We start from the raw sequence: 13,938 nt of genomic DNA, 5'->3' as shown, positions 1-13,938 counted from the left end.
GGACGTCGTCGAGGATTCCACGAGCCTGTTTGCATTGGCCGGGCAATTATGCGGTTTCGCTTACGCCAAGTCGATGGCACGCTCCTTGGGCGATTGGTTGTGGAAATCCTGGAACTCGGCTGGGAGCTCAGCAACGAGCCGGTCGATCAATGATGCGATCGCGCTGGTGTCGTCGGAGGCATTGCTAGGGGGATGCTCGAGTGCCTTCATCACGCCGACAGGACTCTGAGAGAAGAGTCTTAGCAGGTCGGGTAAGACTGCCGGCAGAGGATCGTTACCGCGCAGTCGCAGTGTGTCCATCTCGATTCGCAACAGCTGCCGCGACTTCTTGACAACCATCTGCTGTTGGCGCAGCGCGTCGGTCAATACTTGATCGTTCAGCTCGCGTAGGTCGTTGCGCAGGCGGTGCATATCGGTCATCGCTGCTTGCCCGCACAGACCGTTGGCTGCCCCAAGCAGGCCAAATTCCCGCTGAATGGTTGGGGGGTGTGTGAGTTCGATTTCCCACTGCCGTTCGTCAACCAGTTCTGCCAGCAACATAAGTCTGCTGTTGCGTAGTGCCTCCGCCGCGAAGGCGTAGACCGCGCCTGCCAGGCCTTTGACGGTTTCGGACCGTGTGGGTATTGACCGGACCTGCAGGGTCAGTGCCATTCTGTCTGTCTCGAGCTCTTGGTCTTGTTGCTGGTGCAGCGGGGTGATGTTGTCCGGAACGGATCCGGCTTCGATGGGAGAGTGGCCAAGTGCAGCATGGGCGAGTTCGTGGCATAGCAGAAACCGGTATGTGTAGAGAGCAAGGCTGAGCGCTGATTTGTCCTGGGATCGACTTATCGTGAACGCGGGCCGGTGCGGCATCTCGGTGGGTGTCGAGAGCCAGTCCAGGGTCGTCGCGAGCGAGGAGCGCCCGGCGTGCCAGTTCGAGGCTGGAGTACCGCCCTGGTTGCAGGTTAGAAAGTAGGATGACGCCGCACGAAGATACTGGCAGAGAAAGGGATACAGCCCTCCACCCATGAGTATTGTCCGATGGCCGAACAGTATCTCGGTTCGCGCGTCTAGATCCGCCGCTGACGAGGTTCTCTCGATTCGGAGGTTAGGGGAGCGGAGTCTCGATTCTACATCCGTCGACGAAAAATCAACCTGCTCAACGATATCAGCGACCATTGTGTCCAGGTCGGGGTCCGGGATCTGATCGAGGTAGGGGCGATCAACACGAGACACCGTCAGCACTCACTCACCGCGTTGATGGAGAGAATGTCCTTGTTCGCGATGCGGGTGGCTTCGGCGGATGACAGCTCAATATCGATATATCCATCAGCCGAGGCAACAAGCTTCCCGCAAACGTGAGGGCTACCAGTTCTTTCCACGTCGATGATCGCTTGAGCCGGACGAGGCCCGTACCACGTCACGCTGATGGCGGCGATAATGCAGACGAGTGAAGTCAGCGTCGTCCACCTCGCCCACCGCAGGTCGGAAACCGCTTGGCATGCGAGCTCATACCTGTATCCGGGCAGGCCGCCGGTCGATAACAGCTCTCCCCGAGACACCGCACGCGGTGTGCCATATGCCGCTCGGAGCGACGCGAGAGCCCCTATGACGGCGACACAGACTCCCATCAGCAGCAGGACGCCGGTTGCCACCGCGTAGCGAAATTCGAGACCGCTGATGGCGGCTTCGCCCTTCACCGCGGAGAACACGGTTACGAGACCCAGCAGTGCGGCGAGACCAGTCCGCCAGTTCTCCGCAATTTTGCGTGTATCCGCGAGCTGCGTGCCGAGCAAGGCTTGCCAGTCGCCGTCTTCCGCTAGGGATGCTGGGGTGGGAAAGCCTTCGGGCTCGCCTAGTCGTACAGGCATGTCAGGGCCACTGGACTCGGACGCGGAATCTGGCACCACAGCCGACCTTCTCAGGTGGGCGATTGGTGTGGGCGGCCGTACAGGAACAGGTGAGGTCGAAGGTGTGGTCACCTTCCGAGAGATCACCTCGCCTCTTCAAGTCGGCGAGGTGACGTCGCCTCTTTCTGGCGTTCATCCTGCCAGCCCCGAGGATCCCGACGAGTACTTTGCGGTCGCTGATCGCGTGATCGCAGCGCGGACAGGTACCGCCAAAATCGATGGCAAACGGCTGGTCCTCGGATGGGTAGAGTCGAGCCTGAACGGTTTCTTTCGCCGCTCTGGTGTCGTCCTCCCGGACTTCTTCGGAGTATGGACGCATCGCACACGACCTCCGTGGTGTCCCGCGGGAACAGGGTCGAGACCCGTTGGTTTCTTGGTTCGATCTTCCACCCGCATTAGACATATGTCACCGCTGGTTCGCTCGTCTAACCACCCGACTGCTTCGGCAACGTCACGTTCTTCGTCGTTTCGTGGAGCTGGCGCGGACTGGGTGGGGCGGCGTCCGCCATCCCCTGCGTGATGTCCACGCCGGATCGCAGCGCACCGCGTGAGTGGTCGGAGGAATAGCGTCCGGGAGCCCGGGGACCGAGAGCTTGGCGCGGAAGCGCGGAGTTGATCGCCTTGTTTAGTTTCGCTGCTCGAGTCCGAGCCGAGTATTGCTATCGAGCAACTGAATTGGAGTGAGCAGCGGCAGAGGATGTGGGTGGATGCTCCGACGTCTGCTTGGTCTAGCAGGTGCGTACACGAGATTTCCCGCGCTCGGGCGATAAGTGTCAGCAGGTGTAGTCGCATCGGATCGGCGAGGATGCGCGCGATGCGGGCGACCTTATCGGGGCAAGGGGGCTCGGAGTTCACTGGTCGTTCCCTGTCTGCTCAGTGGATCGGCGGCGTGGTGATGTCGCGGTCCGCACGAATCAGGAGAGCCATCGCGGCTACCCCGATCACAGGGCCCAGCGCAAGGGCCAGCAGAGCTGCAGACCAGGACAGGTGCTCGACCAGGACCGGAACCAGCCACAGGGTGAGAGTGGTCGTGAGGTAGCCGAGTGCGAGTTGGATGGACACCGCGCCGCCGACGTAGACCGGATCGGCGTGTTCGGTCACCAGCGCCGAGAATTGCGCCGAGTCGGCGATGACCCAGAATCCCCAGAACACACAGAGCGCGAGCACGATCGGCAGCGGCGCCGTGTCGAGGACACTGAGGCCGATTGCCGCGGTTCCCGAGCAGATCAGGCAGATCAGTGCCGATTGTGCCCGACCGTACCGGTCGCTGAGGCGGCCTCCGACGAAGCACCCGATTGCGCCGGCACCGATGCAGGCGAATGAGAGCGCGGACGCGGTCGCGTCGGGGTGGGGGCGGGTGGCTATGGCAGGAAGGGTGGCGAGGAATGCTCCGACCCAAGCCCACATGGCGTAGAGCTCCCACATGTGGCCCATGTAGCCGATGTTTGCGAGAGCGACGTGTTTGTTCCGGAGGCTGGTGATGGCAGCGGTGATGCTGAACGGCTGCCGGGGAAACGGGTACGGGCCGGAGGTGCGCAGTAGCAGGATCAGGCCGCCACCCGCCGCAGTCATGATGGTGGTGGCGGTGATGACGTGCTGCCACTGCACGTCTCCGAACGAGTTGAACAGATGCGGCAGTGCCGACCCGAGTGTGAGCGCACCGATCATGACTCCGAGTGCGGTGCCGCGCCCGGTTCGGAACCAGGTGGATACTTCTTTCAATGCCGGCGGATATACCGCGGCGAGGAAGATGCCGGTGAGTAGCCGCAGAGGTATGGCGGCGGCGAGGCCATCGGCGAAGAGTAGGCCGAGGTTGGCGAGGGCGGCGCCGACGGCGCCGCCGAAGATCAGGATGCGGCCGGGTACGGCGTCGGCCAGGCCGGTGGCGGCGGCGGTGACCGCGCCGATGACGAAGCCGAACTGGACGGCGATGGTCAGCAATGACGATCCTGCGGTGGACAAGTTCCAGACCGCCACGAGTTGTGGGACCACGAACGACGCCGAGAACCACACGCTCATCGACAGGAATGTGCTGATGGCGATCAGTGTGAGCGCGGTTGCGGGGCGTTGCGCTGGCGCAGCGGCCGATGTGTGCTCGGGCGCTGGTTGGAGCTCGGCGTCGTATGGGCTCACTACAGCTCGCTTCCGGGGTTCTTGCTGCGGTGGGTCAGCCACCGGACACCACCGAGAGCGTCGATCGCCCGGTCCACGGAATCGAACAGGGCGACACCGGCGGCGGCCGCCACGGGCCGGAGCTGTCGAACCAACTCGTCCTGGTTCTCGTCGAATCCGCTCCGCAGCACCAGCGCGAGCGGGATACCACCACGGTCGGCGTTGACGAGGTCCTCGGTCAGCGACCGGACCAGCTTGTTTCCGGGCTCGACGGCCTGCATGTCGAACACGGTGCCGAGGTCGAGAAACGCACAGATCGCGTCGATCGAGTCGTCGGCTGCCACAGTGGAGACGATGGACCCGGTGAAGCTGCCGGTCTCGTCGAACAGGGACCAGATCGGGATGTCGATCGGATTCGACAGGCTGGTTCCCGGGGCCTCGAACGATGCGAGGCGTTCGCGGGTGGATTCGGCGAACGGTGCCATCTGCAGATTCCGTCGGTCGGCACGGTCGGAGCCGACCACGGCGACACCGCCGCCGCTGCCGATCAGGGCAAGATTGTCCCCGTCGAGCGCGGGAACGAATTGCAGGGCCGTGAGGACGTCGAGCAGTTGGTCGAGGTCGTCGACGAGAAGCACTCCTGCTTGGCGGGCGGCATCTTCGAGGAGCTGGGGATCGCTGGCGAGGGCACCGGTGTGCGATGCCGCGGCGGCTCCGCCGGCCGCGGTGCGGCCCCCCTTGAAGAGGACGACGGGCTTGGTCATCGTCCGGGCGAGCCGGAAGAATTCACCTGCCCACCGATCGTCCTCGAGGTAGAACGCGGCAGCGTGCGTCCGCGGATCGGCTTGGCAGAAGGCGAGCAGTTCGGCGGGGCTCACGTCGTCGCAATTGCCGACCGAGCTGACGAAACTGAACGGCAGTCCGAGCTCGGTCCCGCGCCGCAGGATGTCACCGGCATAGGTGCCGGATTGCGACACTACCGCCAGGTGCCCCTCAGTCGTGCTGGAGGCGTCGGTGCCGATCATGGTCATCCGCTCGTACGGCGTGTAATGGCCGATGCAGTTGGGCCCGAGTACCCGTAAGTCGTTCGTGCTCAGGATGTCGTCGAACCGCGGGGTGTCGGCGGTGAGGATGTGCGCGGTGCGGGTGCCGCGTTCGGCGAGCGCACGCAACGTGTCGGGTACCGCTGCGGCCGGTAGCGCGAGGACCGCGCGATCGATGTTCTCGGGAAGCGCATCGATATCCGGCACGGTCGACACACCGTAGATGCTGGTGTTCTTGCCGCTGATCGGCAGGATCTGGCCGGTGTAGCCGAAGTCGACGAGGCTGCGCACCGCTCGGAATCCCATTTTCCGTTCGTCGGCGGAGGCACCGACGATGGCCACCGATCGCGGGTAGATGGCGGGCCGCAAGGCCTCGTAACTGGCAGCTGGATCGGGGACCGGACGAACATGGCATTCGGTGACATCGAGTGCGGTTGCTCGGGCGTCGACGGCGACGATGCGATCGGAGGTGACGACGACCGGGTTGAAGTCGACCTCGGTGATGTCCTCGTTGAGCAGCAGGCCGGACGACCCGCCGACGGCGACGAGCATCTCGACGACTTCGTCGAGGCGCTGCGGGAACCGCTTCTCGATGACCCGTCCGAGTCGGGTGCTCGACACCATCCGCCGGGCCTCGACGGCATCGATCGGGGCCAGGGCGAACACCACATCGTCGAGCGTTTCGATGTCGACACCACCGTGGCCGAACATCACCACCGGGCCGAAGCCGGGTGCGTCGAGACCGCCGACCACGGCTTCGAGACCGGAGTCCACCATGGCCTCGACGGTGACGCCGCGGACCGTGGCACCCATGGCACGCTGCTTCTCGAGGAGTTCGTCGGTGCGGCGGTGGGTGTCTTCCGGAGCCACCCCGAGGAGGACTCCACCGGCTTTGCTTTTGTGGACGACGTTGTCGGCGACCAGTTTCACGGCGACGGGACGGCCGATTGCTACTGCGATCTGGCCGGCTTCGACTCCGTTGGTGGCGAAGGTGACCGCGTTGGCAGCGACGCCGTAGCGGATTGCGAGGTCGCGGACGGCGTCTTCGCGGAGTCGTTGGGTCATCGGTCCGCTCCCACCTTGTCGAGTCTGTCCTGCAGGTCGGCGGGTGCATCCGGGTACTGCGGTGGCCGCTTCTGTAGGAAGGACTGCACACCTTCGTCTCCGTCGGGCAGGTTGCGGACCACCGAGGCGAGCAGCGGTTCGAGTGCGGTGCCGGCGTCGAGCCCGTCGTGCAGGGTCACCCGGAGGCCGGTCTTGATCGCCCGCACCACGGCGGGTGAGACCTCCGCGATCTGATGTGCGAGCGCGAGTGCGCGGTCGAGTGTGTCGGCCGGGTCGCATACTTCGCTGACGAATCCGGATTCGCGGGCGGCGTCGGCGGCGACCGGTGCGGCGGTGGCCAGCATCTTGAACGCGACCGGGTAGCTCACGATGTCCAGCAGGCGACTCAACTGCCCGCCGACGGGAACCAGGCCGATGCGGGCGCCAACAGCGCAGAATTTCGCATTGTGGCCGGCGATCCGGATGTCGCAATTGAGTGCCAGAATGAAGCCGGCGGCATAGGCTGCGCCGTTCACGGCCGCGATGACCGGGGTGCCGAGCTCGGCGGGCAGTGTGAAGGCGGCATTGGCCTCAGGGTCACCTGCTGTCTCCGGGTTGTGCAGGACTTCCTGCAGATCGTGTCCGGACGAGAAGGTGTTGGCGTCACCGGTGAGCACTATGGCCCGGACGGACGTGGTCTGATCGGCCTCGAGCAGTAACTTCCGCAGTTGTGGGGCCATATCGCCGCTGAATGCGTTGCGCTTGGCGGGGTTTGCGACGGTGAGAATCCGGACTGGACCGTCGTCGGTCCGGTTGATGGTGGCAGTCATGGAAATCGGCACTCCTGAAGGTCAGTGGGCGGCGGGGGCGTTAGCGACGGCACCGGCGTTCGTGCCGGGTGCGGTCGATTCGGGTGATACCGGTGCGGTGGTGCTGATCTGCCGGGTGCGGCGCAGTGTCGAGGTGATACCGCTCCAGACGAGCGTCACGACGAGGTTCAGGATCAGCGCGGAGATGGCGATGTACATCGGCGAGGACAGAAAGAACGGGGCCGCCGTCGAGCCGCCGAAGTGACTGGCCTTGGGTGATGAGACGTTGTAGGCGGCGATCGTGCCGTAGGCGATACCGACCGCCCACCCTGCCAGCAGTGCCCGCTTGTCGGCGAAGCGTTCGGTGAACAGGCCGAGCAGCACCGTGGGGATGGTCTGCAGAATCCAGATACCGCCGAGCAACTGGAAATTGAGGGCGAACTGGCTGTCGAGGGTCAGGACGAACACCAGCGCCCCGAGCTTGACCAGCACGGACACCACCTTGGAGATCTCGGTTTCCCGGCGGCTGGTGGTCTCGGAGCGCGAGAAGTGGCGGATGATGTTCCGGCTGACCAGGTTCCCGGCGCCGATCGCCATGATCGCCGCAGGCACCAGGGCGCTCATCGCGATCGCGGCGTAGGCGACCCCGACGAACCACGAGGGGAACATCTCTTGCAGCAACTGCGGCACGGCGAACTGCGGATTGCCGTTGAGGGGTTTGATTCCGGCTGCCAGGGCCATCATGCCCAGCAACGCCACGAAGCCCAGAAGCACGGTGTAGATCGGAAGGACGGACATATTCCGGCGCACCGTGCGGGCGCCGCGGGCGGCGAAGACACCGGTGATGGCATGCGGGTACAGGAAGAACGCCATCCCGGATCCGAGCGCGAGGGTCATGTAGACGCTGGCGTTGACGCTGATCGCCGCCGCTTCCGGGTCGGGGGAGTTGGTGCGCTCGGCGATCGCGGCGCCGGCGTCGGCGAAGATCTGTCCGAAGCCGCCGAGTTTGATCGGGATGACGATGACGGCGACGATGACCACGATGTAGGTCAGCCCGTCTTTGAGGAACGCGATCAGTGCCGGTGCGCGGATACCCGAGGAGTAGGTGTAGGCCGCGAGAACACCGAATGCGATGAACAGCGGCAGGTCGCGGACGATCCAGCTGGCGTTCGGGCCGGCCTGGATACCCATGGAGGCGAAGACGACCTCGAGGCCGACGAGCTGCAGCGCGAGGTAGGGCAGGGTGGCAAGCAGTCCGGTGAGGGTGATCGCCAGGCCGAGGGCTGGTGATTTGAAGCGGTCGTTGACGAAGTCGGTCAGCGTCACATAACCCTTCTCGTGGGCCAGCCGAACCAGGCGGGGCAGGAATAGGAATCCCAGCGAGTAGAGGACTACCGCGTTGGGTATCGCGTAGAAGCCGAAGGCGCCGATACTGAAGATCGCCGCGGGTACAGCGATCAAGGTGTAGGCGGAGTACAGGTCGCCACCCAGCAGGAACCAGGTGATGAATCCGCCGAAGCCGCGGCCGCCGAGGGCCCACTCATCGAGTTGATGCTCGTTCTTTGCGCGGCGCCATCGACTGGCCACAAAGCCCATTCCGGTCACCAACACGAACAGGACCATGAACACACCGAAGGTGACACCGTTGAAGTTCATTGTGTGTCACCGGTTTCGGTCTCGTTGCGGAAGGCGATGAAGTAGGTGGCGCCGCATCCGCAGGCGGCGGCGACCGCCATCGTCATCTGGAACCAGTAGAAGAACGGCAAACCGCCGAGGGTGGGCTCGGTGCGCTGGTACAGCGGAACGGACAGGGCGAGTACGACCGGCGTGATCACGAGGACCGCGCAGATGACGCGTTTGGTCCACGACAATGTGGGTCGAGGGTTGTCCGGAGGGGTGCTGGGCGGAGGCGCAGGAATCATTTTGATACTCCTAAATCTATCGAAGTATTGGATGTGAGAATCAGATCACACCGGCGGTCGCTGGGTCAACGCCCAAGTTCTCGACACCGAAGATGCCCAACAAATGATCGAAAATATGTTGGGACAACCACATTCGGTGTCGCGGTTCGCGCGAAGTTGGAGAGTCATGATCGCGGAATGTCGTCGTCGACGTAGCAGGACAACGGGCGCGCCCACACACAGCACAACACCCCACCGGCGAGCAGGGGAGCGCCGCACATCAAGGCCACCGTGCGCAGAGTGAGGTCGAGGGCTGGCCAGTGTCCCGCGGTGGGATCCTCCACTCGGACGAGGACAAGCGTCAGAACGCCGGCCAGGACAAGACCCACACCAGCGGTAACCACGTGGATCACTCTGGGGGACATCGCCACATCCCCCAGAGCAAGCATCCCGCGGCGTCCCAGCAGGCTACGGCAGCCGGTGCCATACGCTCGACCCACCGGCGTCGAACCCGCCGAACAGCGAGTTTCCCCAAACGGGGGATCGATCCTTGTCGACCAAACCCGCGCGGACGCCTTCGACGAAGTCGGACGTACGGGCGAGATGGGTGGCGACATCCAGCTCCATCTTCAAACAGCGCAGCAGGTTCCGTTGTTTGCCCGCCGTCAACACCGCGAACGTCACCTCCAAGCTCTGCGGGGACGCCGAATCGAGTACCGCGAGAATTTCCCGTGACCATGAGCTGTGATGATCACGCAGGCGGGAGTAGATCTCGGACACGCTCGGTGCGCCAAAGCACCAATCGATCTCGCATCGGTGTTCAGCCAACCGGCTGGTGGTAGTCGGGGCTGCGGGAGGCAGTGAGCGCAGCACCTCATCGATCGGCGTTTGCGGGTTTTTCTCCAGCGCCGACACCACGAGGGCCACGTCGGCAACCCGATGCGTGGCCAGCCCGGTGTGCATGGCATCACCAGCATCGAGACGGTAGCCCGTCAACCCGAGGTACATCCCGAGCGCACCCGGAAGGCGGGACAGGAAATAGCTACCGCCGACATCCGGGAAGAACCCAATCGCGGTTTCGGGCATCGCCAGCACCGCCTTGTCACTGACGACACGGAACGCACCATGCACGGACAATCCCATTCCGCCGCCCATGCAGATCCCGTCGATCAGTGAGACCAAGGGGGTTGTGAGTTCCGCGATCCGGGCGTTGAGGCGGTACTCGGAGGCAAAGAAGTCGTCACTGTCGCCGTATGCACCGGCGACAGTGTTCTGACGGATCTGGCGGATGTCCCCACCGGCGCAAAACGCCTTCGCACTCGAACTCTCCAGTACCACAGCGGTGCCCGGATCCTTCTCCCATTCGTCGAGAGCACGGTGGAGTTGGTCGATCATCGATGTGGTCAGCGCGTTCAATGCCTTCGGGCGATTGAGCACGATCCGGCCGATCGGCCCCTGGCGGAGATACCTGATCTCGTCACTGCCACCGAGAGCGATGGTGCGCGGTTCGGCCACAACAGCCGGGCGATCATGGGTAAGGGTGTATCCGCACCGCCCGAATCGGACCTCACTCATGGGTGGGCATGGAGAAGTCGGTGCGGGTCTGGGTGTCGTTGGGCCAGCGGGTGGTGGCGGTCTTGTTGCGGGTGTAGAACCGCACGCCTTCGGGTCCGTGGATGTGGTGGTCACCGAACAGGGAGCGTTTCCAGCCGCCGAAGGAGTGGAAGGCCATCGGCACGGGGATCGGGACGTTGATGCCGACCATGCCGGCCTTGACCTGGGCGAGGTAGGTGCGGGCGGTGTTGCCGTCGGCGGTGAAGATGGCGGTGCCGTTACCGAATTCATGATCGTTGACCAACTGGAGGGCCTTCTCGAACGATTCGGCGCGCACGATGGACAGGACCGGTCCGAAGATCTCCTCGAGGTAGATCCGCATTGTCGGGGTGACGTGGTCGAAGAGGGTGCCGCCGAGGAAGAACCCGTCGCCGGCGTTGGCGGGGATCCGCTCGCGTCCGTCGACGACGAGTTCGGCGCCCTCCTCGACGCAGAGGTCGATGTAAGAGGCGACCTTGTCGCGGTGCGCACCGGTCACCAACGGGCCCATCTCCACCTCGGCGGCGGTACCGGGGCCGACCTTCAGGTCGGCAAGAGCGGCGATCAACCGCTCACGCAGGGCGTTCGCGGTCTCCTCCCCGACCGGCACGGCGACCGAGATGGCCATGCAGCGTTCCCCTGCCGAGCCGTAGGCGGCACCCATCAGCGCGGACACGGCCTGGTCGAGATCGGCGTCGGGCATGATCACCATGTGGTTCTTCGCCCCGCCGAGGGCCTGGACCCGCTTGCCCTGCGCGGCAGCGGTGCTGTGGATGTACTCCGCGATCGGGGTGGACCCGACGAAGCTGATCGCCTCCACCTGATCGTGGGTCAGCAACGCGTCGACCGCGACCTTGTCGCCGTGCACGACGTTGAACACCCCGTCCGGCAGGCCGGCCTCGGTCAGCAACTTCGCGAGTTCGACGCTGAGGGTGGGGTCCTTCTCGGACGGCTTCATCACGAACGTGTTCCCACAGGCGAGGGCGACGGGGAACATCCACATCGGGACCATGGCGGGGAAGTTGAACGGCGAGATGCCCGCGACGACGCCGAGGGGCTGGCGGAAGGTGACTCCGTCGACGGCGCGGCCGACGTTCTCGGAGAACTCACCCTTGAGTTGCTGCGGGATGCCGCAAGCGAATTCGACGACCTCGAGGCCGCGGGTGACCTCACCCTTGGCGTCGGAGAGGACCTTGCCGTGCTCTGCGGTGATGATCGCCGCCAGCCGATCCGAGTGCTGTTCGATGAGGTCGCGGAACCGGAACATCACGCGGGCCCGGATGTGCGCGGGGGTGGCCGACCAGGTCGGAAAGGCATCGGCGGCGGCAGTGACCGCGGTGTGAACGTCCGCGGGTGTGGCCATCGCGACCTTGCCGGTCACCTGCCCGGTGGCGGGGTTGTAGACGTCGGCGCGGGTGGCGGCGCCGCGGGCATCGACACGACCGGCGATGTAGTGGTCGATGTCGACCGGCGGAGAGCCAGTGGTGTCGGTCGCCGGGGTGGGAAGGGTGGCAGTCATGTGAAGGTTTCTCCTGGAGGGGTTTTCAGCCGTAGATCTGGGCGTAGAGGTCGCGGATCTCCGCATCGGTCGGGACCAGCGGGTTGTTGTTCGGTGACCCGGAGGCCAGGGCCTGCGCGGCCATCAGCGGGATCAGCTCGTTCCACCGGTCCTTTTCGATCCCGTACGCCTTGGGGGTGGGCACAGCCACGTCGCGGCACAGCTCGCGCAGTGCGTCGACGAGGTTGTTCGCGGCGGTCGTGTCGTCCTCGCCGACGGCGGCGACCCCGAGGGCGCGGGCGCAGTCGGCGTACCGCGACTGCGCGGCACCGACCGAGAATGCCGTCACCGCGGGGAACAGCATGGCGTTCGACAAGCCGTGGGCGACGTGGAAGTGGGCGCCGATCGGGCGGCTCATCCCGTGCACGAGGGCAACGGAGGAGTTGGAGAACGCGATGCCGGCCTGGGTGGCGGCGAGCATCATCTGCTCACGGGCTTCGGCGTCACCGCCGTCGGTGTAGGCGCGGCGCAGGACGCGGCCGATGGTGCCGATCGCGGTCAGGGCGAGACTGTCCGAGAACGGGTTCGCCTTCTTGCTGACGTACGCCTCGATCGCGTGGGTCAGCGCATCGACGCCGGTGTCGGCGGTCAGCCGCGGCGGCATCGACACGGTCAACTCGTAGTCGATGACCGCGGCGACCGGCAGAAACGCCAGGCCCGGGCAGAGCATCTTCTCGTCGCTGACGCTGTCGGTGATGACCGTGAACTGGGTGGCCTCGGACCCGCTTCCGGCGGTGGTGGGGACCGCGATGACCGGCAGGGCCGGTCCCACATTGTTGCGGGGAGCCTTGTAGTCGCGCATCTGCCCGCCCTGGCGGCCGAGCATCCCGAGGGCCTTGGCGGTGTCCATCGGACTGCCGCCGCCGAACCCGATCACCGAATCGCAGTCGTGCTCGGCGATCGCGGCGACGCCCGCGTCGAGGGAAACGGTGGTCGGATCCGGGACTGTGCCGTCGAACAGCCGCGGCGACAGACCGGCGGCCTCGAGGTTCTTGATCATCTGTTCCGCCGCGCCGGTGCCGACGAGGAAGGTATCGGTGACCACCAACGGGCGGGTCAGCCCGAGGCCCTTGACCACCTCGCCGATCTCGGCGACGGCGCCGCCGCCGATCCGCATGATCCGCGGAAGTGCAATTGGTGAAACCATGTGCAGATCTCGCTTTCTCAGCGGTTGGTGAACGACGGCTTGCGCTTGTCGAGGAAGGCGGCCATGCCTTCGGTCTGGCCCTCGGTGGCGAAGGCGGCGTGGAACAGGCGCCGCTCGAACCGCAGGCCCTCCGCCAGGGGGGTCTCGAATGCGGAGTTCACGGCCTCCTTGGCCATCAGGACCGAGGGACGGGAGAATCCGGCGATTTTCTGCGCGATGGCGATTGCCTCGTCGATGAGGTCGTCGGCGGGGACGATGCGGGCGACGAGGCCGATCTTCTCTGCTTCTTCGGCGTCGATGGTGCGGCCGGTCAACACCATGTCCATGGCCTTGGACTTGCCGACGGCGCGGGTCAGGCGTTGGGTGCCGCCGGCGCCGGGCAGGATGCCGATGGTGATCTCGGGCTGGCCAAATTTGGCGGTGTCCGCGGCGATGATCAGGTCGCAACTCATCGCGAGTTCGGCGCCGCCGCCGAGGGCGTAGCCGGCGACCGCGGCGATGATGGGTTTGCGAGTGGTGGAGGCGCGTTCCCAGCTGGCCGTGATGAAGTCTTCGAGGTAGACGTCGGTGAAGGACTTGGGCTGCATCTCCTTGATGTCGGCGCCGGCGGCGAAGGCCTTGGCGCTGCCGGTCAGGACGACGGCGCCGATGCTGTCGTCGGCTTCGGTGGCATCGAGGGCGGCGGTCAGCTCCTCGGTGAGGGCGTTGCACAGGGCGTTGAGGGCCTTCGGACGGTCGAGCGTGATCAGCGCAACCGGGCCCCGGCGTTCGACGCGGAGATGTTCGTAATCTCCCCCCTGGTTCTTGAACGAGGTGGCCTTCTCTGCAATGGCGGTCATGTC

The 13,938-nt window shown here is 65.1% G+C and carries 12 protein-coding genes; all 12 read right to left on the bottom strand.

Annotated features, from left to right (window positions below):
* Nucleotides 1-60 precede the first annotated feature (60 nt).
* The 12 genes from OYT95_RS01925 to OYT95_RS01870 all read right to left on the bottom strand — a co-directional run bounded on the left by OYT95_RS01925 (nucleotide 61) and on the right by OYT95_RS01870 (nucleotide 13,935).
* Nucleotides 61-1,224, bottom strand: a complete 1,164-nt coding sequence (locus tag OYT95_RS01925; protein WP_268790745.1) for a hypothetical protein — start codon at nucleotides 1,222-1,224, stop codon at nucleotides 61-63.
* A complete protein-coding gene (locus tag OYT95_RS01920) occupies nucleotides 1,218-1,850 on the bottom strand; it encodes a hypothetical protein (RefSeq protein ID WP_268790744.1) in 633 nt (210 codons plus the stop codon). Before OYT95_RS01920 ends, OYT95_RS01925 begins: the two co-directional genes overlap by 7 nt.
* A gap of 912 nt (nucleotides 1,851-2,762) precedes the next feature.
* Nucleotides 2,763-3,908 carry an MFS transporter gene (locus OYT95_RS01915; protein ID WP_268790743.1) on the bottom strand — a complete coding sequence of 382 codons (1,146 nt, stop codon included), beginning with the start codon at nucleotides 3,906-3,908 and terminating at the stop codon, nucleotides 2,763-2,765.
* 113 nt (nucleotides 3,909-4,021) lie between these two features.
* On the bottom strand, nucleotides 4,022-6,109 hold the full coding sequence (locus tag OYT95_RS01910) for an acetate--CoA ligase family protein (protein WP_268790742.1): 2,088 nt from the start codon (nucleotides 6,107-6,109) through the stop codon (nucleotides 4,022-4,024).
* Nucleotides 6,106-6,918, bottom strand: coding sequence for an enoyl-CoA hydratase/isomerase family protein (locus tag OYT95_RS01905; protein WP_268790741.1), 813 nt, complete (start codon nucleotides 6,916-6,918; stop codon nucleotides 6,106-6,108). Before OYT95_RS01905 ends, OYT95_RS01910 begins: the two co-directional genes overlap by 4 nt.
* A 21-nt stretch (nucleotides 6,919-6,939) precedes the next feature.
* Nucleotides 6,940-8,553, bottom strand: coding sequence for a monocarboxylate uptake permease MctP (gene mctP, locus OYT95_RS01900; RefSeq protein ID WP_268790740.1), 1,614 nt, complete (start codon nucleotides 8,551-8,553; stop codon nucleotides 6,940-6,942).
* Nucleotides 8,550-8,819 (bottom strand): DUF3311 domain-containing protein, encoded by a 270-nt coding sequence (locus tag OYT95_RS01895; RefSeq protein ID WP_015890864.1) that lies wholly within the window; start codon nucleotides 8,817-8,819, stop codon nucleotides 8,550-8,552. Before OYT95_RS01895 ends, mctP begins: the two co-directional genes overlap by 4 nt.
* Nucleotides 8,820-8,983: 164 nt before the next feature.
* Complete coding sequence (locus OYT95_RS01890) at nucleotides 8,984-9,223, bottom strand: hypothetical protein (protein WP_128970005.1); 240 nt, start codon at nucleotides 9,221-9,223, stop codon at nucleotides 8,984-8,986.
* 43 nt (nucleotides 9,224-9,266) lie between these two features.
* Nucleotides 9,267-10,373, bottom strand: coding sequence for an enoyl-CoA hydratase/isomerase family protein (locus OYT95_RS01885; protein ID WP_200887700.1), 1,107 nt, complete (start codon nucleotides 10,371-10,373; stop codon nucleotides 9,267-9,269).
* A complete protein-coding gene (locus OYT95_RS01880; protein WP_268790739.1) occupies nucleotides 10,366-11,910 on the bottom strand; it encodes a CoA-acylating methylmalonate-semialdehyde dehydrogenase in 1,545 nt (514 codons plus the stop codon). The genes OYT95_RS01885 and OYT95_RS01880 overlap by 8 nt, the downstream gene beginning before the upstream one ends.
* A gap of 25 nt (nucleotides 11,911-11,935) precedes the next feature.
* Complete coding sequence (locus OYT95_RS01875) at nucleotides 11,936-13,096, bottom strand: iron-containing alcohol dehydrogenase (RefSeq protein ID WP_268790738.1); 1,161 nt, start codon at nucleotides 13,094-13,096, stop codon at nucleotides 11,936-11,938.
* A 17-nt stretch (nucleotides 13,097-13,113) separates the two neighbouring features.
* Nucleotides 13,114-13,935, bottom strand: coding sequence for an enoyl-CoA hydratase (locus tag OYT95_RS01870; protein ID WP_268790737.1), 822 nt, complete (start codon nucleotides 13,933-13,935; stop codon nucleotides 13,114-13,116).
* Nucleotides 13,936-13,938: the final 3 nt, after the last annotated feature.

Source organism: Rhodococcus sp. JS3073 (genome assembly GCF_026810085.1).
Classification (GTDB): Bacteria; Actinomycetota; Actinomycetes; order Mycobacteriales; family Mycobacteriaceae; genus Rhodococcus_F; species Rhodococcus_F wratislaviensis.
The sequence above is the reverse complement of the archived record's forward strand: the minus strand, read 5'-3'. Positions and strand labels throughout refer to the sequence as shown.

What these genes read in the sequence shown, in the direction of transcription:
- OYT95_RS01910 (WP_268790742.1), bottom strand. Translation starts at nt 6,109, where the DNA reads ATGACCCAACGACTCCGCGAAGACGCCGTCCGCGACCTCGCAATCCGC.
- OYT95_RS01890 (WP_128970005.1), bottom strand. Translation starts at nt 9,223, where the DNA reads ATGTCCCCCAGAGTGATCCACGTGGTTACCGCTGGTGTGGGTCTTGTC.
- OYT95_RS01895 (WP_015890864.1), bottom strand. Translation starts at nt 8,819, where the DNA reads ATGATTCCTGCGCCTCCGCCCAGCACCCCTCCGGACAACCCTCGACCC.
- OYT95_RS01875 (WP_268790738.1), bottom strand. Translation starts at nt 13,096, where the DNA reads ATGGTTTCACCAATTGCACTTCCGCGGATCATGCGGATCGGCGGCGGC.
- OYT95_RS01885 (WP_200887700.1), bottom strand. Translation starts at nt 10,373, where the DNA reads ATGAGTGAGGTCCGATTCGGGCGGTGCGGATACACCCTTACCCATGAT.
- OYT95_RS01915 (WP_268790743.1), bottom strand. Translation starts at nt 3,908, where the DNA reads ATGAGCGTGTGGTTCTCGGCGTCGTTCGTGGTCCCACAACTCGTGGCG.
- OYT95_RS01870 (WP_268790737.1), bottom strand. Translation starts at nt 13,935, where the DNA reads ATGACCGCCATTGCAGAGAAGGCCACCTCGTTCAAGAACCAGGGGGGA.
- mctP (WP_268790740.1), bottom strand. Translation starts at nt 8,553, where the DNA reads ATGAACTTCAACGGTGTCACCTTCGGTGTGTTCATGGTCCTGTTCGTG.
- OYT95_RS01880 (WP_268790739.1), bottom strand. Translation starts at nt 11,910, where the DNA reads ATGACTGCCACCCTTCCCACCCCGGCGACCGACACCACTGGCTCTCCG.
- OYT95_RS01905 (WP_268790741.1), bottom strand. Translation starts at nt 6,918, where the DNA reads ATGACTGCCACCATCAACCGGACCGACGACGGTCCAGTCCGGATTCTC.
- OYT95_RS01920 (WP_268790744.1), bottom strand. Translation starts at nt 1,850, where the DNA reads ATGCCTGTACGACTAGGCGAGCCCGAAGGCTTTCCCACCCCAGCATCC.